We start from the raw sequence: 19,377 nt of genomic DNA, 5'->3' as shown, positions 1-19,377 counted from the left end.
CCTCGCACGCTCGGGGGCGAGCCTCGGGACGGGGCCTTCTCGCCCCCACCGCCGTAGAAGGACCCTCCGCCGCTCGCGGGCTCGCGACGGGGCCCTGCAGGGGGCCGCTTCAGGCGGTTCCGCGCTCCCGGGGCACTGTGGGGGGCACCCGGTTCGGCCCCGCCTGGGCCGGCCGCGGCTCGTCCTGCGGGTGCAACCGGACGGCCACGAGCGCGACGTCGTCCTCCGGGTGGCCGTCCACGAGCCGTTCGAGGACCTCGTCGAGCAGCTGCTCCAGCGGCAGGTGCGCCACGTCCATGACGGCATCGCGCAGCCGGACCATGCCCGCGTCGAGGTCGGCGTCCCGGCGTTCGACGAGGCCGTCGGTGTAGAGGAGCACGGTCGCCCCGCGGTCCAGCACCACGACCGACTCCCGCCGCCGGGCCTCCGGGTCGACCCCCAGGAGGAGGTCACCGGTCCAGGTGGCCAGCTCCGCGACGCTGCCGTCGGGGTTGATCACCAGCGGCGGCAGGTGGCCGGCGTTGGCCCAGCGCATCCGGGTGACCCCACGCGCCCGCTCGTCCGGGGTCTGCTCGAAGCGGGCCACCGCGGCCGTGGCCAGTGTCCTGGCCTGCAGCGTGGCCATCGAGGCGTCCAGCCCCCGCAGCACCTCGACCGGGCCGGCGTCGCTGTAGGTCGCGATGCCGCGGAGCAGGCCACGGAGCTGGCCCATGGCCGCGGCCGCAGCGGTGTCGTGGCCCACGACGTCGCCGATGACCAGCATGGTGCTGCCGCCGGGCTGCAGGAACGCGTCGTACCAGTCACCTCCGACGCGCGCGGCCTCGGCGGCCGGCACGTACCGCACCGCGATCTCGGCGTGGTCGGGCTCGGGGGGCTGGGTGAGCAGGCTGCGCTGCAGGCCCTCGGCGAGCTGCTGCTGCGTGCTGTAGAGGCGGGCGTTGTCCAGCGCGAGCCCGGCCCGGTCCGCCACGTCCTGCGCGGTCGAGAGGTCCTCGTTCTCGATGGCGGTACCGGGGCGGAAGTAGAGCGTGATCAGGCCCAGGATCCGGCCGCGACCGCGCAGCGGCAGGACGACCGCCGTCCCGGGACGCAGGAGCTCCAGCAGGTCGCGTGCCTCGCCCGGCGGCAGCAGGTCCACGATCGCCGCCCCGGCGTCCCGCGTCGGCTCGCCACCGATCAGGGCGCGGGCCAGGGGGGACGTCGCCGGCATGGCCTCCAGCCGCACCGCGGCGTACCTCTCGAGCAGGGCGCGGGAGGACGGGTCGGCATGCCAGGAGCCGACGTCCCGGGGGCGGCCGTCGGGGTCGACGACGGTGACGATGCAGAAGTCGGCCAGCGACGGGACGACGACCCGCGGCAGGTGCGCCGTTGCGGCTGCGGCGTCCAGGGTGCCGGCGAGCTCGGCGCTGACCTGGGCCAGGATCGCCAGCCGCTGCGCCGACCGCGCGGCCTGGTCCTGGACCAGCCGGCGTTCGGTCACCTCGAGGAAGTAGACCGACAGCCCGTCCGGGGTCGGCCACGCCCGCAGCTCGTACCAGCCGTCGAGGGGGGCGGGGTAGTAGGCGTCGAAGGAGATCGGCAGACCCGTCCGGACGGCGCTGCGGTAGCTCTCCTCGAAGATGCTGTTGACGGCTGCCGGGAAGGCGTCCCAGAGGACCTGCCCGATCAGGTCCTCCCGGCTGCGGCCGAGCAGCCGCTCCCCCTCGGCGTTGACGTGCGTGAACCGCCACTCCCGGTCCAGGCTGTAGAAACCGGCGGGCATCGCCTCGAGCACGCGCGTGACGAGGGCGGCGCCCTCGCGTTCGCCCGTGGTGTCGTAGGCGGCACCCAGCACCCGCACGGCCGATCCGGCTGGACCGGGAAGGGCGCGACCGCGGGCGTGCACCCAGCGGGTCTCGCCGTCAGGGCGGACCACCCGGTACTCGGCGTCGTACTCCCCGCACGTGTCGATGCACTGCTGGAGCGCCTCGCTCACGCGCTCGACGTCGTCAGGGTGCAGCCGGTCGTTGAACGCATCGATGGTCTCGGCGAAGCCGTCGACGTCGTAGCCGAACATGCGGACGAGCTGGTCGTCCCACCACAGTCGGCCGGTCACGAGGTCCCAGTCGAACGTGCCGATGCCGGCGGCATCGATGGCCAGCGCCCAGCGCACCCGGTCGCCCTCGTACTGCCGGACGAGGGCGGAGAGCTCGAGCTCGGTCACGCTCGACTCGGCCAGTTGGCGCAGGGTGGCGATGTCGTCGTCGGACCACTCGCGTGGCGTGGGGCCGAACACGCAGAGGGCGCCGACGGTCCGGCCACCGGTCGTGGTCAGCGGCATGCCCAGATAGGCGCGCACCTCGCCCGAGGTGACGGGAGGCAGCCCGCGGACCCGCTCGTCCGCCCGGGCGTCAGGGACGACGAGGGCGTCGGCCGCTGTGGCGGTCACCGTGCAGAGCGAGTCCTCGAGCGGGCTCTCGCTGCCGACCGTGCCCGGCGCGAGGCCGTCGCCGGCGGCGACGAGCTGGACGTCGCTGAGCAGCGAGATCTGGCCGCGCGGAGCGCCGAGCAGTCGGGCGGCGAGCGCGGCCAGGCGGTCCAGGGCAGGGTTGCCATCAGCCGGGGGCCGCAGCCGGCGGGACTCGTCCAGACGGCCGACATCGCGCAGCAGTTCGGTGGCCGAGCGTTCGCCGGGGTGCCGGGGCCCGGGGAGCGTTCGGTCTGCGGTTCGATCCACGATGCCCTTCCGCCCGGCGGGCCGGGGACCTACGGGGCCGCCGACTACGTTGTTCGCGTCGCGGCCACGGGACAGTTATGCCATGGGTCGTCCGTTGCGCGCAACCGATCCGTGAGCTAGTCACCCCGTCAGGAGGCCGGCACGACGAGGATCAGTGCCGTTCCCCCGTCATGTTCCACGTGCAACCCCGCCCGCCTCAACAGGCTCCTGAGGCGCACGACGTCCGTGGGTTCCGCGGTCGTGAGGGCGAGCAGCCGCGCCACCCGTCCCTTGTGTGCCTTGTTGAAGTGGCTGACCACCGACCGGCTGCCGTCCGGCCGTTCGCTGACGACGTCCACCGTCACGGCGCCGGGCACGGGCGCGAGGGCGGCGTAGGAGCCGCTGCGCAGGTCGACGACGAGTTCGTCGACGTCGGCCAGGACGGGGGAGAGGACCGGCCTCCACAGCGCCCGCAGGGAGGGCAGGCCGGGCAGCGCCGAGCCGGCGGACAGCCGGTAGGCCGGGATCCGGTCGTGACCGCGGACCAGACCGAACAAGGCGGAGCCGACCGCGAGTCGGCGGTCGGCCCGCCCACGCTGCGCCCGTGTCATCGAGCCGACGTCCAGGGCGTCGTAGAGGACCCCGGTGTAGCGCTCCAGGGCCGGCCGCGTGGGGCTGGTCCACAGCTGCGCGTTGCGGGTGATCTCGGCGTCCTGCTTCGGCGAGAGGCCGAGGGCCGCGCGGGACGCGGGCACGTCGTCGGCGAGCTTGACCAGCGCCTCGGCGATCTCCGTACGAACCCCGGTCAGCTCCGGGGCGGTGAGCGCGGTGAGGTCCAGCGGGGCGCCGTCGCCACCCGGGGCCTTGGTCTCCGACGGCGGCAGCAGGACGAGCACGGGAGGCCACGCTACGTCCTCGAGCACAGACGGGGCCGAGCCCGACCCCCACGGCATGGTGCCCGCCGCCTGAGTGAGCTCGTCCCGATCCTGGGACCGGGACCGTCACCAGCCGTTGCGCAGTAGTCACAGCCCAGGACGGAGCCCACTGCCTCAGTCGGCGAGGTCGACTATCACGGGGGCGTGGTCGCTGGCACCCTTGCCCTTGCGCTCCTCCCGGTCGATGAGCGCGCCGGTCACCCGCCCGGCCAGCGCGGGGGAGCCGAGCACGAAGTCGATCCGCATGCCCTCGCGGCGGGGGAAGCGCAGCTGGGTGTAGTCCCAGTACGTGTAGACGCCCGGACCGGGCGTGTGGGGTCGCACGACGTCGGCGTACCCGGCCTCCAGGATCGCCCGGAAGGCGGCCCGCTCGGGCGGGGAGACGTGCGTGGAGTGGGCGAAGACGGCCATGTCCCACACGTCGTCGTTCTCCAGTGCGATGTTCCAGTCGCCGACCAGGGCCACGGCGGCGGTGGGGTCCTCCGTCAGCCAGCCGGCGGCCGTGGTGCGCAGGGCCGCCAGCCACTCGAGCTTGTACTGGTAGTGGGGGTCGGCGAGCGTGCGGCCGTTGGGAACGTAGAGGCTCCACACCCGCACCCCGCCGCAGGTGGCGCCGAGCGCGCGGGCCTCCGTGCTCGGGTCCTCACCCCAGCACGGCTGGCCCGGGAAGCCGATCTCCACGTCGTCGATCCCGATGCGGGACAGGATCGCCACGCCGTTCCACTGCGAGTAGCCCACGTGGGCGACCTGATAGCCGAGGTCGGCGAAGCGCTCCTCCGGGAACTGGTCGTCCCGGCACTTGGTCTCCTGCAGGGCGACGACGTCGACGTCGCTGCGTTGCAGCCAGGCCGCCACGCGGTCGGCGCGGCTGCGGATGGAGTTGACGTTCCACGTGGCGAGGCGCATCGAGTCATTGTCGGCCTACCGGCCGACACCGCCGCCAGGCGCCCCGCCGCGCCGCGCCGCGCCCGGGAGCCTGGGTGCCTCCGCTCAGACCTGGACGGGGATCTCGCCCTTGGCCGCCATGCGGGCACGCAGCCGCTCCCGGCTCTCCACGAACCTCGTCGCCTGGGCGTCCAGGCCGGTGAGGAACTGGGCCAGTTCCTCCCGGGCCCGCTCGCCCTCGGGACCGAAGTCGCTGCGCTCGAAGACCTTCCACGTGCGCAGGATGGGGCTGACCACCTCGTCGTGGTGCAGGCGCAGGTCGTAGATGCCGGCCTTGGCGATGATCGTCGAGTTCTTGCGGAAGTTGGCCATGTTCGCGCCGGGCATCTCGAAGGTCATGACCTCCTTGGCCACGGCCTTCATCATCTCGTCGGGGTTGATGTCGAACGCCGCGGTCACCAGGTTGCGGTAGAAGACCATGTGCAGGTTCTCGTCGGTCGCGATGCGGGCCAGGAGCTTGTCGGCGATCGGGTCGCCGGTGGCTCGGCCGGTGTTGCGATGCGAGACCCGGGTGGCCAGCTCCTGGAAGGACACGTAGGCGACCGCCTCGAGGGGACTCTTGTCACCGGAGTCGTAGCCGGTGGTCATGTAGTCCATCCGGGCCCGCTCGAGCTCGACCGGGTCGACGCCGCGGGTGACCACGAGATAGTCGCGGATCGCGATGCCGTGCCGGCCCTCCTCCGCCGTCCAGCGGCCCACCCACTCGCCCCACGCTCCGTCCCGGCCGAAGCGGGTGGCGATCTCACGGTGGTAACTGGGCAGGTTGTCCTCGGTGAGCAGGTTGACGAACATCGCGGCCTTCGCCGTCTCGTCCAGCCGGGACTGCTCGGGACTCCAGTCCTCCCCGCCCAGGAAGGCGAAGTTCCGGCCCTCGTCCCACGGCACGTAGTCGTGGGGGTGCCATTCCTTGGCCAGCTTGATGTGGCGGTCCAGATTCTGCGCGACCACCGGCTCGAGCTCGGTCAGCACTGCTGCGTGCGGGGGTGTCTGTGGCATGGGGACCTCCCGGATGGACCTGACCTACGCTGACGTAACTTACGCCACCGTAACCAACGGTCGTGGTCACCCCTTGGGTTCCCCGATCCGCCCCGGCTCACCCCTCGGCACCACGTGCGGAGGCCGTCAGGCCCGGTGCGGGGGCTCGTCGGGTCCCGGGTCGGCCGTTCCGGGGACGCCGCGCGCCCGTCGGTGCGATCATGAAGGCATGGTCCGGCAGCGCGTGGCGACGGCCGGCGCGTGAGCGCCGGCAACGATTCCCGTGCCGAGGCTTCCCCGGACGGGGTCACTCCGGTCGGGTCGCCCCGTTCCCGTCACCACCGGGAACGGACCTTCGGCGCCGCCCTGGGCCTCACCGCGCTCGGCGCCATCCTCCCGGGGACGGCGTTCCTCGCCGCGGGGCGCCGGCGGCTCGGCGTCCTCACCCTTCTGGTCTTCCTGCTCCTCCTGGGCGGCGGCGCATGGCTGGCGACCGGTGGACGGCGGGTCGCCGTCCGGGCCACCGTCGACACCGACTCGCTGCTCTGGATCGTCGGCGGGATCACCCTCGTCGCCCTGCTCTGGGCGATCGTGGTGGTCGCCGGCTACCGCATGCTGCTCCCGGGCGGTACCCCCCGCGGCCGGCGCGTCCTCGGTGCGCTCGTCGTGACCCTGCTGGTCGCCGTGGTGGCGGTGCCCGCGGTGCTGGCGAGCAGGCTGGCCTTCACGCAGCGGGACCTGATCGCCGGGGTGTTCGACGACGGGAAGTCGGCGACGGTCGTCGACACCCCTGACCCGTTCGGCGACAAGGAGCGGGTCAATGTCCTGCTCCTCGGCGGGGACGGGGGCGAGGGCCGCGAAGGGGTGCGCACCGACACGGTGGTCGTGGCCAGCATCGCCACCGAGACCGGTGAGACCACGCTGTTCAGCCTGCCGCGCAACCTCGAGAACCTGCCGTTCCCGGCCGGCAGCCCGCTGGCCGAGGTCTACCCTGAGGGATTCGAGGCGGGCGCGGAGAGCGAGAGCCTGCTCAACGCCGTCTACCGGAACGGCCCGGCGGCGTACCCGGACATCCTCGGCCCGAGCGACGACCCGGGAGCGGACTTCCTGAAGCTCGGCGTCGGCGAGGCGCTCGGACTGAGCATCGACTACTACGTGCTGGTCAACCTCGACGGGTTCAGCCGGCTCGTCGACGCGCTCGGCGGCATCACGGTGAACGTGAACTACTACGTGCCGATCGGCGGCAATCCCGGTACCGGCGCGCTGCCGGACGACTACATCGAGCCGGGGCCGGACCAGCACATGGACGGCGCCCGGGCGCTGGACTTCGCCCGCGGCCGCTTCGGGCTCACCGACTACGACCGCATGGACCGGCAGCGCTGCACGATCGACGCGATCATCGACGCCGCGGACCCGGTCACCCTGCTGCAGCGGTACCAGGAACTGGCGGCCACCACCCAGGACATCGTCAGCACCGACATCCCCCGATCCGCTCTCGACGACTTCGTCGACCTGGGATTCCTGGTGAAGGACTCGGGGGTCCGCAGCGTCGTGTTCGACGCCACCGTGATCGACCCGGCGTACCCGGACTACGCGCGGATGCGACAGATCGTCCAGGACGCGATCGCGCTGCCCGCCACGCCCACGGAGGAGCCGCCCGCCCCGCCCGCCGACGTCCCCGCCTCCGCGACGCCGTCGGCGCCGGCACCGGCGACGCCGAGCCCGGCGCAGGCGCCGGCCGCCGACGTGGTCGACGCCTGCGCCTACGACCCGGCCCGCGCGGCGGAGGCACGGGCGGCCGGTGAGCCGCCGACCCGCGGCGGCTGACCTCAGAGACGGTCGAACGGGGACGCGTACCGGAAGGCGCCGCCCACCGGCGGTCCGGTGAGGTGCCGGGCCGGGAAGTGCGCGCCCCAGGCCGGGTCCGGCGCGGTGATGCCGAGCTCCACGGCCGGCCGGAAGTCGAACCGGCGGTAGTCGGCGGGGGCTCCCAGCACGGCGACGACCCGCTCGTCGTACGCTTCGGCCACCGCGAGCAGGGCGTGCACCAGGGCAGTGCCCACCTCCTGGCGCTGCGCCTCGGGTCGGACGCCGAGCGGCCCCAGTCCCAGGGCCGGAACGCCGAGGGGGTCCAGCCGGCCGCGGGTCGCCAGCACATGGCCGGCGACGTCGTCGCGGACGGCGACCAGGGACAGGCGGGGCAGGAAGCCGACGTCCGTGCGCAGCGCGTCGGTCAGCCGGGCCTCGGCGACGTCGCCGGGCCGGGTTGCCGCCGGGCCCTCAGGCGCCGGCGATCATGATGAGGTTGCCGCAGGTGTCGTCGAGGACCGCGGTCGTCACCGGCCCCATCTCCGTCGGCTCCTGGGTGAAGGTGACCCCGAGCCCCTTCAGCCGCTCGTACTCCTTGCGGACGTCGTCCACGGCGAAGGAGGTGGACGGGATGCCGTCGGCCGTGAGCGCCGCCTTGAACGGCTTGGCCGCCGGGTGCTCGTCGGGCTCGAGCACCAGTTCCACGCCGTGGGGGTCCTCCGGGGACACGACGGTGAGCCACCGGTGCTCGCCCATCGGGACCTCGGTCTTCTTCACGAAGCCCAGGACGTCGGTGTAGAAGGGCAGCGCCTTCTCCTGGTCGTCGACCAGGACGCTGGCCAGGTTGATCCGCATGGTCGTTCTCCTCAGGAGTCGATCCGCCACCGGTCGGTGATGGTGCGCAGCGGCGAGGTGTCCAGGTCGTGGAACTTGTAGCGACCCTCGCGGCGGGTCCGCACCAGGCCCGCGGCCTCGAGGACGTCCAGGTGCTGGGAGACCGCCTGCCGGGACGAGCTGACCCCGTGCTTGCTGATCAACCGCGCGCAGAGCTCGAACAGGGTCTGGCCGGTCCGCTCCTGGAGCTCATCGAGGATGGCGCGCCGGGTGGGGTCCGCGAGGGCCTTGAACACGTCGCCCACGACGGAACAATAGGCAAGTAGAAGCTTGCCTGACAGGCCCTCGTGCGCGAGGCGCGGGACTGGTCGCGCAAGGATGGACCCGTGGGTGCCGAGGTCCGTGCCGTGTCCGATGTCGACGATTCCCTGCGGCAGGAGCTGCTGTCCTGCTGGACGGACGTGACCAATGCCGGGGGCGCCGTCGGCTTCGTGCCCCCGGTGACCGAGGACGACGTGGCGCCGGTCCTCGACCGGCTGCTCGAGGGTGTCCGGTCGCAGCGCGACGTGCTGGCGCTGCTCACCGTGGACGGCGCGACGGCGGGGTTCGCCACCCTCGTCGGCTCGTCCAGTCCGCTGCGCCGGCACTGGGCGACGGTGCTCCGGGTCCAGGTCCACCCCTCCCGCCAGGGTCAGGGGCTCGGCCGGGTGCTCATGGCCGGGGTGCACGACATCGCCCGCAGCCGGGACCTCGAGTTCCTCTACCTCGGCGCGCGGAGCGGCACGGGCGTGGACGCGTTCTACCGCGGCCTGGGCTACACCGAGGTCGGTCGCGTGCCCGGCGCCATCCGGGTGGCCCCCGGCGACGACCGCGAGGAGATCCTGCTGGTCCACCGCCTCTGAGCGGCTGGCAGGCTGGGAGCCATGTCAGCCCCCGTTCCCTCCGGCTCCCGCAACGCCCGCCGCGAGCGCCTGGTCGGACTGCTCGTTCTCGGCGTGGCACTGGTCCTGCTGGTCTCCTCGGTGACCTGGTTCGCCAGTGACCAGGCAGCGGTCGGCATCGGGCAGCTGGTGCTCGGCGTCGTCCTGGCCGGGGTCGGTGGCTTCCTGGTCCGGCGCTCCGCGCGGAACTGAACGGCGGACCGGCCCTCGGCCACCTCACCTGCGCAGTCGGGCCATCTCCACCAGCTGCCGCATGGCGGTCATCGACGCCGGCTCGGTCCTCCGTTGACCCCGCCCGTCAGCGGCGTCTCGCCAGGAGCGACCCCTGGCCGTCGAAGAGGCGCACCGTGGCATCGCCGTCGTTTCGCGCCATCACTGGGCCTCCCCTCGTCACCCTCTATGACGTCCGAGGGGTGCCGGGATGAACGCGGCCGTGACCGGATCGCGATCCGGCCGGTTCCGGAGTTCCGCCGTTGCGGAGCTGTGTGATGCCCACCACACTCGCGAGGACGCCCGAGGGGCGACGGACGGAGGACCCGTGAAGCTCGACAAGCAGGAACTGGTCAGGCTGTTGCGCACCCAGGGCGACAACGACACCGCGGCCCAGGTGGAGAGCCGCCTACCCGACGAGATCGACACCGACCGGGACGGCGGCGCGCTCGACGCGATCGGTCTGGACGGGACCCAGCTCATGGCGAAGCTGGCCGGCGGCGGGTTCGGGGGAACCCTCGCCCCCTGAGGCGGCCCCGCAGCCGGTCACCGCGCGCGCAACCCGATGCCCAGCTCGACGGCGAGGTCCAGGAACTCCGCGACGACGGCCGCGTCGACGTCCGAGCCCGCCGGGAAGTCCAGGCTCCGCACCTGCCTGCCGGTGCCGGACAGGCGGCCCTCCGGATCGGGCAGCCGGACCCCGTGCTCGAAGACCAGCTGCACGCGCTCGGCGGCCGGGAAGATCGCGCACACGAAGCCCGCGTCGGGGTGGCGGTAGTTGATCGAGTGCCAGCCGGGCCGGGCGCTCGACGAGCTGCGGATGCGCCTCGAGGAGGACTGCGCGCAGCCGCTGCGGTGGCGATCACCGCGGCGGAGTGGTCGTCGAGCAGCTGCTCGACGGTGGCGTCCCGGGGCACGGAGACACCGTGGCACGCGGGTACGACACGATCGGACGGGGCCGCAGGCAGCCGCCTGCGGCCCCGTCCGTCAGCCGCTGTAGGGGCGCTCCCGGGCGAGCTCCTCCTTGGCGACCCCGCGGAGGTGTACCGCGTCGGGGCCGTCCACGATGCGCAGCGTGCGGGCGCTCGCGTAGAAGCGGGCCAGGACCGTGTCGTTGCTGACCCCGGCGCCGCCGTGCAGCTGGATCGCCCGGTCGATGACGTCGAGGGCCACTCTCGGAGCGGCGACCTTGATGGCGGAGATCTCGGTGCGGGCGCCCTTGGCCCCGAACTTGTCGATCAGGTCCGCGGTCTTGAGGACGTAGAGGCGGGCCTGGTCGATCTCCATCCGGGAGAGCGCGATGCTCTCGCGGACGGTGCCCTGCTCGGCGAGCGGCCGGCCGAAGGCCACCCGCTGCTTGGACCGCTCCACCATGAGCGCGAGCGCCCGCTCGGCCATGCCGATGGCGCGCATGCAGTGGTGGATCCGGCCGGGGCCGAGCCGTGCCTGCGCGATCATGAAGCCGTCGCCCTCGCCGGCCAGCAGGTTCGAGGCCGGCACGCGGACGTCGGTGAACCGGAGCTCGGAGTGGCCGTGCTGGTCCTGGTAACCGAACACCGGCAGGTGCCGGATGATCTCCAGCCCCGGGGTGTCACGAGGGACGAGGATCATGGACTGCTGGCGGTGCGGGGCGCCGTCGGGGTCGGTCTTCCCCATGACGATGAAGATCTGGCAGCGCTCGTCGGCCGCGCCGGAGGTCCACCACTTGCGGCCGTTGATCACGTAGTCGTCGCCGTCGCGGACGATCGAGGTCTGGATGTTGCGGGCGTCGGACGACGCGACGTCGGGCTCGGTCATCGCGAAGCCGGAGCGGATCTCGCCCTCGAGGAGCGGGTCGAGCCACCGCTGCTTCTGCTCCGGCGTGCCGAACAACATGAGCGTCTCCATGTTGCCGGTGTCGGGAGCGCCGCAGTTGGTGACCTCCGGGGCGATCGTCGGTGACCAGCCCATGATCTCCGCGGCCGAGGCGTACTCGAGGTTGGACAGTCCGCCGAGCTCGTGATGGAAGAGGTTCCACAGGCCGCGCTTGCGCGCCTCGACCTTCAGGTCCTCGAGAACCGGCGGGTGCTCGTGATTGTCGTGGCCGCGGGCAGCCCGCCACTCGTCGTACACGGGCTCGGCGGGGAAGACCTGCTCACGCATGAAGTCCCAGAGGCGGCCGCAGACTTCCTCGGCGCGGGCGGAGGGGGCGAAGTCCATGTCGGCAAGGTAGCGGCGAACGTGACGGCCGTCGCATTCGGGGTCCCTGCCCGAGGGAGCCGGCGGGTCAGCGGGCGGGGCGGTCGCCGACCGTGCACAACCAGCAGACGGCCAGCGGCGACAGGGTGGCCAGCAGCATCGCCGTCGCACCGAGGGCGACGGTGGGCGACACCAGCAGCGCCACGGTCACCAGGGTGGACGTGAGCAGCACGAGGACGAGCACGCGCGGGGCACCCGACCGACGCGGGGCGGCGTCCACCCCCTCGAGCAGGGCGGCCAGCCGCGGATCGTCCCGGGCGAGGTCCTCGCCCAGGCTGCGCAGGACCGGGTCGTCGTCCATCGCGGTGCCCCTCGGGTCCCGGCGGCCGGGCTCCCTGCTCGACTGTCCGCCGGTGCGGGCCAGTCTGCTCCTGCCAGGCATGCCGCGGAAGACGGCGCGAGCCGGGTCGCGTCCTCCCCCGGAGGGACGACGGGACCCGGCTCGCGGGTGTCCGGCCGGTGGCCCGGCCGGCGTGGGATCAGGCGCGCGCCGAGCGGCCGGACACCGCGTTGCGGACCGGCATCAGGGCGATGACCAGGCCGACGAGGGCCGTGGCGATGTGCAGGATGTTGTCGGCCCAGTTCAGGCTGAGGAAATCCCATTCCTTGTTGATCGCGATGAGGCCGTAGATGAACGCGGCGCCATAGCCCACGGCGAGGAGCCACCCGTAGGTGCGGGCGCCGGCCAGCGTCCGGGCCAGCACCAGGCCGGCCACGCCGATCACGATGTGCACGACGTTGTGCATCCCGTTGATCTCGAAGATGATCAGAGTCCTCCCCGTGTCGTGGGCGAAGAAGTCGCTGAACCCGGTGATGAAGAAGCCGACGATCCCGACCAGCAGGTAGATCGCGCCGAACACGAGCGCGAGCATCTGCGGGACGGTGCGGGCCGTGCCGGTGGTGTTTCCGGATGCGGACATTGGTGCCTCCTGGAGGTGCGTCCGCCTGGTGCGGCGGGCTCGATGCCGGAATACCCCCGTCCTCACCGGCGGTAACAACTGTCGTCCCATCGGGTGGCGCACAATTCATCGGCTGCGGGTGGCGGTCGGGGCCTGCCCGACGTTCGCGAGCAGGACCCCGACCGGTTCAGCGACCGGCGGCGTCCAGCGTCGAGCGGGAACGCCGGACCACGAAGGGGCCGATCGCGAGCAGGTCCACCGGCGCGGAACCGAAGCACTCCAGCGCGTCACGCGGGTCGTCAACCATGGGGCGCCCGGCGGTGTTGAGGCTGGTGTTGACCACCACCGGCAGGCCGGTGCGCCGTTCGAAGCACTCGAGCATGCGGGCCACCAGCGGCTCCTCCGCGCGGTCGACCGTCTGGATCCGTGCCGTTCCGTCGACGTGGGTCACCGTGGGGATCCGGTCGCGCCATTCCGGGGCGACGTCGTGGACGAAGAGCATGTAACGCGAGGGGATCGGCCCGCGACCGAAGATCTCCGGGGCCCGCTCGGCCAGCACCATGGGCGCCACCGGCCGGAACTGCTCGCGGCCCTTCACGTTGTTCATCCGCTCCAGGTTCGCCTCGTGGCCGGGGTGGGCCAGCAGCGAGCGGTGGCCCAGCGCCCGTGGACCGAACTCCGACCGGCCCTGGAACCAGGCGACGATCCCGTTGTTGGCGAGCACCTCGGCGACGGCGTCGGCGACGTCGCGGGGACGCTCGTAGTCGATGGCCGCCGTCGTCAGCCAGGCCTCGATCTCCTCGTCGGTCCAGCCGCGCCCGAGGTCGGCGCCGGGCATCGGTGCCGTCCGGTCCCCGAGCTCGGAGGCCACGGACAGCGCCCCGCCGAGCGCCGTCCCCGCGTCGCCGGCGGCAGGCTGCACCCAGACCTGGTCGAACGGTCCCTCGGCGTGGATGCGGCTGTTGGCCACGCAGTTGAGCGCCACGCCGCCGGCCAGGGTGAGCGCGCTGTCGCCGGTGCGCCCGTGCAACCAGCGCGCCAGGTCCAGCATCGTCTCCTCCAGCCGCAGCTGGACGCTCGCGGCGAGGTCGGCGTGCGCCTCGGTCCACTCGTCGCCCTTGCCCAGGCGGGGAGCGAACTCGGAGAAGTCGATCTTCTCGGTGCGGAAGCCGCCGTCGCCGGTGGCGTGGATGAACTGTTCCAGCTCCGCGGCGAAGCGGGGCTTCCCGTACGACGCCATCGCCATGACCTTGTACTCGTCACTGCTGCGCAGGAAGCCCAGGTGATCGGTCAGGTCCTCGTAGAGCAGGCCGAGGGAGTGGGGGAGGGCCTGGCTGGCCAGCACCTCGAGCTCGCCGTCGGTGTAGCGGCCGGCGAGGTGGCTGACCGCCTCCCCGCGGCCGTCGAGGACCAGCACCGAGTTGGTCGGGTACGGCGCGGCCAGCCCGGCGGAGGCGGCGTGCGCGACATGGTGGGGGACGTAGCGGACGCGGTCCTCGGTGAGCCCCGGGAGGTAGTGGGCGAGGAACGACGGCGCCTTCTCGGCGTACATCTTCCGCATGACGTCGCCCTCGTCGTGGAGCCCGGTCTCCTCGGGGGAGGGCATGAGCCGCGGGTCGAACGAGTAGGCCACCGCGTCCAGGTCGGCCGGCGTCAGCCCGGCCTCGGCGAGGACCCAGGCGGCCGACAGTTCCGGCAGTTCCCAGGCGCTCCACGGCAACGGGCGCTTGCCGTGCTTGCGCCGGCTGAAGCGTTCCTCCTCGGCGGCGGCCACGACGGTCCCGTCGACGACGAGCGCCGCCGCCGGGTCGTGGTAGAGAGCGTTGATGCCGAGGACCTTCACGCGTGCACTCCTTGTCCTGGGCCATGGCCCGGTCGTTCCGGGCGCCGGCCCGTCGTCTCGATGATCACGGGAGCTGCGCGGACCCGCAGCTCGAAGAGGTGGGCTCAGGCCCGAGCGCGCAGCAGGTCGTTCTCGGTCACCGCGGCGAGACCGAGGGTCTTGTAACCGACCTCCTCGAAGAGGACGACGAGCCGGTCGTCCTCGACGCGCATGACCACCCCGGGCCCCCACTCGCTGTGCTCCACCGCCGTCTCGACGGGGAAGGGGGTGTGCGCGCGGGCCTCCGCGGCGGCGGCGCGCTCCTCCGCGGTGCCGGTGCCGGTGCAGGTGTCGCTGTCGCAGTTCCCGCACGGCTCGTCGAGCTGCTCGCCGAAGTAGCCCAGCAGGAACTGGCGCCGGCACTCGGTCGTCTCCGCGTAGCCGCGCATCATCTCCACGCGGCTCTGGTCCACCTTCTCGTGCTGCTCGGCCAGGTCGCGGGCGGCTGCCGCGGCCTCCATCGGTCCGGGCCCGTCCTGGACAGGGTGTGCGGAGCCGTCCTCGTCGAGGACGACAGCAGAGACGTGCTCGAGCAGGTTGAGGTCGCGGGCGAGGGGTGTGGCCCCCCGGCCGGTCTCCTCGCGGAGGTCCTTCACGTCGACGCCGTCCTCGATGCCGGCCGCCGCCGCCGCGGCGATCAGGCCCGCGACCTGCTGCAGCTCCTCCTCGCCCGGGGCGCCGGCGGCGAAGAAGCGGCGCAGGCCGAGGTCCTCCTGGCGGTAGACGAGGACGGCGAGGGCGGGCTCCCCGTCCCGCCCCGCCCGGCCGATCTCCTGGTAGTAGCTGTCGAGCGAGTCGGCGGGCTCGGCATGGATGACGAAGCGGGTGTCGGGCTTGTCGATGCCCATGCCGAACGCGGTGGTCGCGACGACGACGTCGAGCTCGTCGTCCATCCAGGCCCGCTGGGTGTCCTCCCGCTCCGCCTTCCGCAGCCCCGCGTGGTAGGCCCGGACGAGCAGGCCGCGGTCGGTGAGGTGCTCGGCGATCTCCTCGGTGCCCTTGCGGGTGGCGCTGTAGACGATGCCCGGCCCGCGGCCCTCGCCGATCTCGCCCAGTACGCGGTCGAGCACGCCCTGGTCCTTGCCATGGGCATCGGCGTAGTGGTCGACCTCCAGCCGGATCTCCGGACGGTCGAAGCCGGCGACGACGACCTGCGGGTCCCGCATCTCCAGCCGCTCGAGGATCTCGGCACGCACCGGTGGTGCCGCGGTGGCCGTGAGGGCGAGCACGGTCGGATGGCCGAGCTGCTCGATCACGGCGCCGAGGCGCAGGTACTCGGGGCGGAAGTCGTGGCCCCACGCGGAGACGCAGTGCGCCTCGTCGACGACGAACAGGGCCGGCTTCGCCTCGGCGATGGCGTCGACGACCTCGGGCTTGGCCAGCTGCTCGGGAGCCAGGAAGACGAAGCGGACCGTTCCGTCCTGCAGGGACTCCAGGACCTCGCGCTGCTCGGCTGCCGAGAGGGTGGAGTTCAGCTGGGCGGCGCGGCCGGCGCGGTCCTCGATCTCGGCCAGCCGCTCGACCTGGTCGTGCTGCAGAGCGATCAGCGGCGAGACGACGACGACCGGGCCGTCGAGCAGTTGCCCGGCCACCTGGTACACCGCCGTCTTCCCGGCACCCGACGGGAGGACGGCGAGAGTGTCGCGCCCGGCGACGACCGCCTGCATCGCCGCCTCCTGGCCGGGGCGGAACTCGTCGTAGCCGAGGACGTCGCGGGCGAATTCCCGGATGCGGCGCGTCCGGACCGACGCCGAGTTGCCGGCAGGGTTGTCCTTGGGGGATGCAGTCGGCACCGGCTCCCGCTGCCCGGTGGCCATGATCGACAAACTGGCCCCGGGCGCGGCACGGCAGACGTCCTTCCGTACCGAAAGGCTCACCGAGTCGCGCCTGCGGGGGTGTGCGGGCTTGTCGTGTCCGCATCTGCGGATCTAGGGTCCGTCCGTGCCGCCCGCCTACCGGATCGCCGAAGCAGCCGCGCTGCTCGGCGTGAGCGACGACACCGTCCGCCGCTGGATCGACGGTGGTCGCCTCGCCGCCCGGCGCCAGGGCGCCGGTCCCAGGGTCATCGACGGCGCGGACCTGGCGCGGTTCGCCACGCAGCTGCGCGAGGCGCCGGAGCCCGGGACGACGCCGTCGTCGGCGCGCAACCGGCTCACCGGCATCGTCACCCGGGTCGTCCGGGACACGGTCATGGCGCAGGTGGAGCTCCAGGCCGGCCCGTTCCGGCTGGTCTCGCTGATGTCGCGGGAGGCCGCCGACGAACTGGGCCTGGAGATCGGCGTCCGGGCGGTCGCGACGGTGAAGGCCACACAGGTCAGCGTGGACGTGCCGTGACGGCCCGCCTCGCGCTCCTCGCGGCCGCGGTCCTGGTCGGAGCGGCGGCCTGCGGAGGGCCGGACGGCGCGGATCAGCCGGTCCGGAGCGGTGCCCCTGCAGGGGACGCCGCGCCGACCGGAACGCTCACGATCTTCGCGGCGGCGTCCCTCAGCGACGTCTTCGCCCGGCTCGGGGCGGAACTGGAGGAGCAGAACCCGGAGCTCGACGTGCGGTTCAACTTCGCCGGCAGCTCGGCGCTGGCCGCTCAGCTCGAGCAGGGCGCGCCCACCGACGTCTTCGCCTCGGCCGACGAGGACCAGATGACCCGGGTGGTCGACGCCGGTCTGGCGCCGGAGGCGGAGCTCTTCGCCTCCAACCGGCTCGTGCTGGCGTTCCCCCCGGACGACCCCGCGGGCATCGACCGGTCCGACTCGGCCGGCATCCCGAGCCTCGCCGACCTGCTGGACCGCGACGTCACCCTCGCGGTCTGTGCGCCCGAGGTGCCCTGCGGAGCTGCCGCCGCCGAGGTGCTGGACCGGACCGGCCTGAGCGACGTCCCGGACACCTACGAGGACGACGTCCGGGCGGTGCTCACCAAGGTGCAGCTCGGCGAGGTCGACGCGGGGCTCGTCTACCGCACCGACGTCTCGTCCGCTGGCGATGCCGTCGGCGCCCGGGCGTTCCGGGAGGCCGAGGCGGCGCGGAACCGCTATCCGGTCGCCGTGCTCGACGACGCACCGAACCCCGACGCCGCACGGGCCTTCGTCGACCTGCTGCTCTCCGACGAGGGGCGGCAGGTGCTCACGGAGGCCGGGTTCTTCGAACCGTGAGCCGCTCCCGGGAGGGCGCCGGCATCCCCCCGCCGCTCCTCGTCCCCGCGGCCCTCGGCGTCGCCTTCCTCGTCCTGCCCCTCGTGGGCCTGCTGGTGCGGACGCCGTGGTCCTCGCTGGGCCGGCAGCTCACCGCCCCCGGCGTCGGTGAGGCGCTGCGGCTGTCGATCGTCTCGGCCAGCCTGGCGACGCTGCTGTCCCTGCTGCTGGGGGTGCCGCTGGCGTGGGTGCTGGCGCGCTCCCGCATTCGTGGCCGGTCGGTGCTCCGCGCGCTGGTCACCGTGCCGTTGGTGCTGCCGCCGGTCGTGGGCGGCGTCGCGCTCTTCCTCGTCCTCGGCCGGCAGGGCATCGTCGGCAGCTGGCTGGACGAGGCCTTCGGCGTCACCATCCCGTTCACCACGACGGCCGTCGTCCTGGCCGAGACGTTCGTGGCCATGCCGTTCCTCGTGGTGAGCGTCGAGGGCGCGCTGCGGGCCGCCGACGCCCGGTTCGAGGACGTCGCGGCCACCCTGGGCGCCGACCGCTGGACGACGTTCCGCCGGGTCACCCTGCCGCTGGTCGCGCCGGGGGTGGCCGCCGGGGCGGTGCTGTGCTGGGCGCGGGCGCTGGGCGAGTTCGGCGCGACGATCACCTTCGCCGGGAACTTCCCCGGGACGACGCAGACCATGCCGCTCGCGGTCTACCTGGCGCTGCAGCGTGATCCGGAGGCGGCGATCGTCCTCTCGCTCGTCCTCCTGGCCGTCTCCCTCGCCACCCTGCTGCTGCTGCGCGACCGCTGGCTGGGGAGGGCGCAGGGGTGACCCTCGATGCGCGGGTCGTCGTGCAGCGCGGGTCGTTGTCCCTCGACGTCGAGCTGGCGGTGCAGGACGGCGAGGTGCTCGCCGTCCTCGGACCGAACGGGGCGGGGAAGTCCACGTTGCTGCGGGTGCTCGCCGGGCTGCTGCCCCCGGACGGCGGCCGGGTCTCGGTCGACGACGCGGTCTGGGACGACGTCCCGGTGCGGACCCACCTGCCGGCGCACCGGCGCTCCGTGGGCGTCGTCTTCCAGGACGCGCTGCTGTTCCCGCACCTGACGGTGGCGGAGAACGTGGCGTTCGGGCTGCGCACCCGCGGCGTGCGGACTGCCGAGCGCCGGGCGGCGGCGGGGGAGTGGCTGACGAGGGTGGGCCTGGACGGCCTCGGGGACCGGCGACCCGGGCACCTCTCCGGCGGCCAGGCCCAGCGGGCGGCGCTGGCCCGGGCGCTGGTGGGCGAGCCGGCGCTGCTGCTGCTGGACGAGCCGTTGTCGGCGCTGGACGCGCGTACCCGGCTCGTCGTCCGGGCCGAGGTGCGCCGGCACCTGGCGGCGTTCGCGGGCAGCACGGTGCTGGTCACCCACGACCCGGTGGACGCCATGGCGCTGGCCGACCGGGTCGTCGTCGTCGAGGAGGGGCGCGTCGTCCAGGCCGGCACCCCGGAGGAGGTGAACCGGCGGCCGCGCACCGACTACGTCGCCCGCCTGGCCGGCCTGTCCCTGCTGCCGGGGACCGGGGAGGGGCGCGCCGTCCGGCTCGACGCCGGGGGAGTGGTCGCGGTGGCGGAGGAGACCTCCGGGCCGGTGTTCGCGGCCGTCCGCCCCGAGTCGGTGGCCCTCTACCTGGCCCGGCCCGAGGGAAGCCCGCGCAACGTCTGGCCGGTCCGGCTGGTGGGGGCCACTCCGCACGGTGCCACGGTGCGCTGCGAGCTGGCCGGCGAGGTGCCGCTGGTCGCCGACGTCACGGCCGGCGCGTTCGCCGAACTGGGTCTCGTGCCCGGCGCCGAGGTGTGGGCGACGGTGAAGGCCGCCGAGGTCGCCGTCTACCAGCGCTGAGCGGGGGCCGGCGCTGAGC

Annotated in this window: 21 protein-coding genes and 1 pseudogene; 9 read left to right on the top strand and 13 right to left on the bottom strand. The window is 73.3% G+C overall.

Features of this window, described 5'->3' with window-relative positions:
- Nucleotides 1-109 precede the first annotated feature (109 nt).
- The 4 genes from CHB94_RS17150 to CHB94_RS17135 all read right to left on the bottom strand — a co-directional run bounded on the left by CHB94_RS17150 (nt 110) and on the right by CHB94_RS17135 (nt 5,571).
- On the bottom strand, nt 110-2,716 hold the full coding sequence (locus tag CHB94_RS17150; protein ID WP_089337778.1) for a SpoIIE family protein phosphatase: 2,607 nt from the start codon (nt 2,714-2,716) through the stop codon (nt 110-112).
- A 128-nt stretch (nt 2,717-2,844) separates the two neighbouring features.
- Nucleotides 2,845-3,591 carry a peroxide stress protein YaaA gene (gene yaaA / locus CHB94_RS17145; protein WP_089337777.1) on the bottom strand — a complete coding sequence of 249 codons (747 nt, stop codon included), beginning with the start codon at nt 3,589-3,591 and terminating at the stop codon, nt 2,845-2,847.
- Between the two features lie 153 nt (nt 3,592-3,744).
- On the bottom strand, nt 3,745-4,536 hold the full coding sequence (locus tag CHB94_RS17140) for an exodeoxyribonuclease III (protein ID WP_089337776.1): 792 nt from the start codon (nt 4,534-4,536) through the stop codon (nt 3,745-3,747).
- 84 nt (nt 4,537-4,620) lie between these two features.
- A complete protein-coding gene (locus CHB94_RS17135) occupies nt 4,621-5,571 on the bottom strand; it encodes an acyl-ACP desaturase (RefSeq protein WP_089337775.1) in 951 nt (316 codons plus the stop codon).
- A 240-nt stretch (nt 5,572-5,811) separates the two neighbouring features.
- On the opposite strand from CHB94_RS17135, the gene CHB94_RS17130 reads away from it, so the two are divergent.
- The gene (locus CHB94_RS17130) at nt 5,812-7,377 is read left to right on the top strand and encodes an LCP family protein (protein ID WP_089337774.1); all 1,566 of its coding nucleotides are present in this window, start codon (nt 5,812-5,814) and stop codon (nt 7,375-7,377) included.
- 2 nt (nt 7,378-7,379) lie between these two features.
- Here the strand turns inward: CHB94_RS17130 and CHB94_RS17125 are convergent, their stop codons facing one another.
- From CHB94_RS17125 to CHB94_RS17115, 3 genes are all read right to left on the bottom strand, one after another.
- A complete protein-coding gene (locus CHB94_RS17125) occupies nt 7,380-7,739 on the bottom strand; it encodes a GNAT family N-acetyltransferase (RefSeq protein ID WP_368073870.1) in 360 nt (119 codons plus the stop codon).
- A gap of 91 nt (nt 7,740-7,830) precedes the next feature.
- Nucleotides 7,831-8,214: a VOC family protein gene (locus tag CHB94_RS17120; RefSeq protein WP_089337772.1), complete on the bottom strand. Its 384-nt coding sequence runs from the start codon at nt 8,212-8,214 to the stop codon at nt 7,831-7,833.
- 11 nt (nt 8,215-8,225) lie between these two features.
- The gene (locus CHB94_RS17115) at nt 8,226-8,498 is read right to left on the bottom strand and encodes an ArsR/SmtB family transcription factor (protein WP_089337771.1); all 273 of its coding nucleotides are present in this window, start codon (nt 8,496-8,498) and stop codon (nt 8,226-8,228) included.
- 81 nt (nt 8,499-8,579) lie between these two features.
- Here CHB94_RS17115 and CHB94_RS17110 point away from each other — a divergent pair, with 81 nt between their 5' ends.
- The 3 genes from CHB94_RS17110 to CHB94_RS17100 all read left to right on the top strand — a co-directional run bounded on the left by CHB94_RS17110 (nt 8,580) and on the right by CHB94_RS17100 (nt 9,873).
- Nucleotides 8,580-9,095 carry a GNAT family N-acetyltransferase gene (locus CHB94_RS17110; RefSeq protein WP_217899357.1) on the top strand — a complete coding sequence of 172 codons (516 nt, stop codon included), beginning with the start codon at nt 8,580-8,582 and terminating at the stop codon, nt 9,093-9,095.
- Between the two features lie 21 nt (nt 9,096-9,116).
- The gene (locus tag CHB94_RS17105) at nt 9,117-9,326 is read left to right on the top strand and encodes a hypothetical protein (RefSeq protein ID WP_089337770.1); all 210 of its coding nucleotides are present in this window, start codon (nt 9,117-9,119) and stop codon (nt 9,324-9,326) included.
- A gap of 346 nt (nt 9,327-9,672) precedes the next feature.
- On the top strand, nt 9,673-9,873 hold the full coding sequence (locus CHB94_RS17100) for a hypothetical protein (RefSeq protein ID WP_089337769.1): 201 nt from the start codon (nt 9,673-9,675) through the stop codon (nt 9,871-9,873).
- A gap of 17 nt (nt 9,874-9,890) precedes the next feature.
- Here CHB94_RS17100 and CHB94_RS26975 read toward each other — a convergent pair whose 3' ends face one another.
- The 6 genes from CHB94_RS26975 to CHB94_RS17070 form a co-directional block, all read right to left on the bottom strand.
- On the bottom strand, nt 9,891-10,277 hold the full coding sequence (locus CHB94_RS26975) for a DUF1801 domain-containing protein (RefSeq protein WP_141137534.1): 387 nt from the start codon (nt 10,275-10,277) through the stop codon (nt 9,891-9,893).
- Between the two features lie 54 nt (nt 10,278-10,331).
- Nucleotides 10,332-11,543, bottom strand: coding sequence for an acyl-CoA dehydrogenase family protein (locus CHB94_RS17090; protein ID WP_089337767.1), 1,212 nt, complete (start codon nt 11,541-11,543; stop codon nt 10,332-10,334).
- A gap of 67 nt (nt 11,544-11,610) precedes the next feature.
- Entirely contained in the window at nt 11,611-11,883 is a 273-nt protein-coding gene (locus CHB94_RS17085; RefSeq protein ID WP_089337766.1) for a DUF3040 domain-containing protein, read from the bottom strand.
- A gap of 178 nt (nt 11,884-12,061) precedes the next feature.
- A complete protein-coding gene (locus CHB94_RS17080; RefSeq protein WP_089337765.1) occupies nt 12,062-12,502 on the bottom strand; it encodes a DUF4383 domain-containing protein in 441 nt (146 codons plus the stop codon).
- A gap of 166 nt (nt 12,503-12,668) precedes the next feature.
- Complete coding sequence (locus tag CHB94_RS17075) at nt 12,669-14,324, bottom strand: carbamoyltransferase family protein (protein ID WP_089337764.1); 1,656 nt, start codon at nt 14,322-14,324, stop codon at nt 12,669-12,671.
- 104 nt (nt 14,325-14,428) lie between these two features.
- Nucleotides 14,429-16,180, bottom strand: coding sequence for a RecQ family ATP-dependent DNA helicase (locus CHB94_RS17070; RefSeq protein ID WP_089337812.1), 1,752 nt, complete (start codon nt 16,178-16,180; stop codon nt 14,429-14,431).
- A 124-nt stretch (nt 16,181-16,304) separates the two neighbouring features.
- Between CHB94_RS17070 and CHB94_RS17065 the strand changes: the two genes are divergently transcribed.
- The 5 genes and pseudogenes from CHB94_RS17065 (at nt 16,305) to CHB94_RS26965 (ending at nt 19,358) form a co-directional block, all read left to right on the top strand.
- Nucleotides 16,305-16,697, top strand: coding sequence for a TOBE domain-containing protein (locus CHB94_RS17065; protein ID WP_089337763.1), 393 nt, complete (start codon nt 16,305-16,307; stop codon nt 16,695-16,697).
- Nucleotides 16,694-17,509: a molybdate ABC transporter substrate-binding protein gene (modA, locus tag CHB94_RS17060; RefSeq protein ID WP_089337762.1), complete on the top strand. Its 816-nt coding sequence runs from the start codon at nt 16,694-16,696 to the stop codon at nt 17,507-17,509. The genes CHB94_RS17065 and modA overlap by 4 nt, the downstream gene beginning before the upstream one ends.
- A complete protein-coding gene (locus CHB94_RS17055; RefSeq protein WP_089337761.1) occupies nt 17,506-18,309 on the top strand; it encodes an ABC transporter permease in 804 nt (267 codons plus the stop codon). The genes modA and CHB94_RS17055 overlap by 4 nt, the downstream gene beginning before the upstream one ends.
- 5 nt (nt 18,310-18,314) lie before the next feature.
- Nucleotides 18,315-18,782: pseudogene (locus CHB94_RS26970) on the top strand (ATP-binding cassette domain-containing protein); the annotation flags it as partial.
- A gap of 120 nt (nt 18,783-18,902) precedes the next feature.
- Complete coding sequence (locus CHB94_RS26965; RefSeq protein WP_438264944.1) at nt 18,903-19,358, top strand: TOBE domain-containing protein; 456 nt, start codon at nt 18,903-18,905, stop codon at nt 19,356-19,358.
- The last annotated feature ends 19 nt before the right edge of the window (nt 19,359-19,377 follow it).

Source organism: Blastococcus mobilis, assembly GCF_900188025.1.
Taxonomy (GTDB): domain Bacteria; phylum Actinomycetota; class Actinomycetes; order Mycobacteriales; family Geodermatophilaceae; genus Blastococcus_B; species Blastococcus_B mobilis.
The sequence above is the reverse complement of the archived record's forward strand: the minus strand, read 5'-3'. Positions and strand labels throughout refer to the sequence as shown.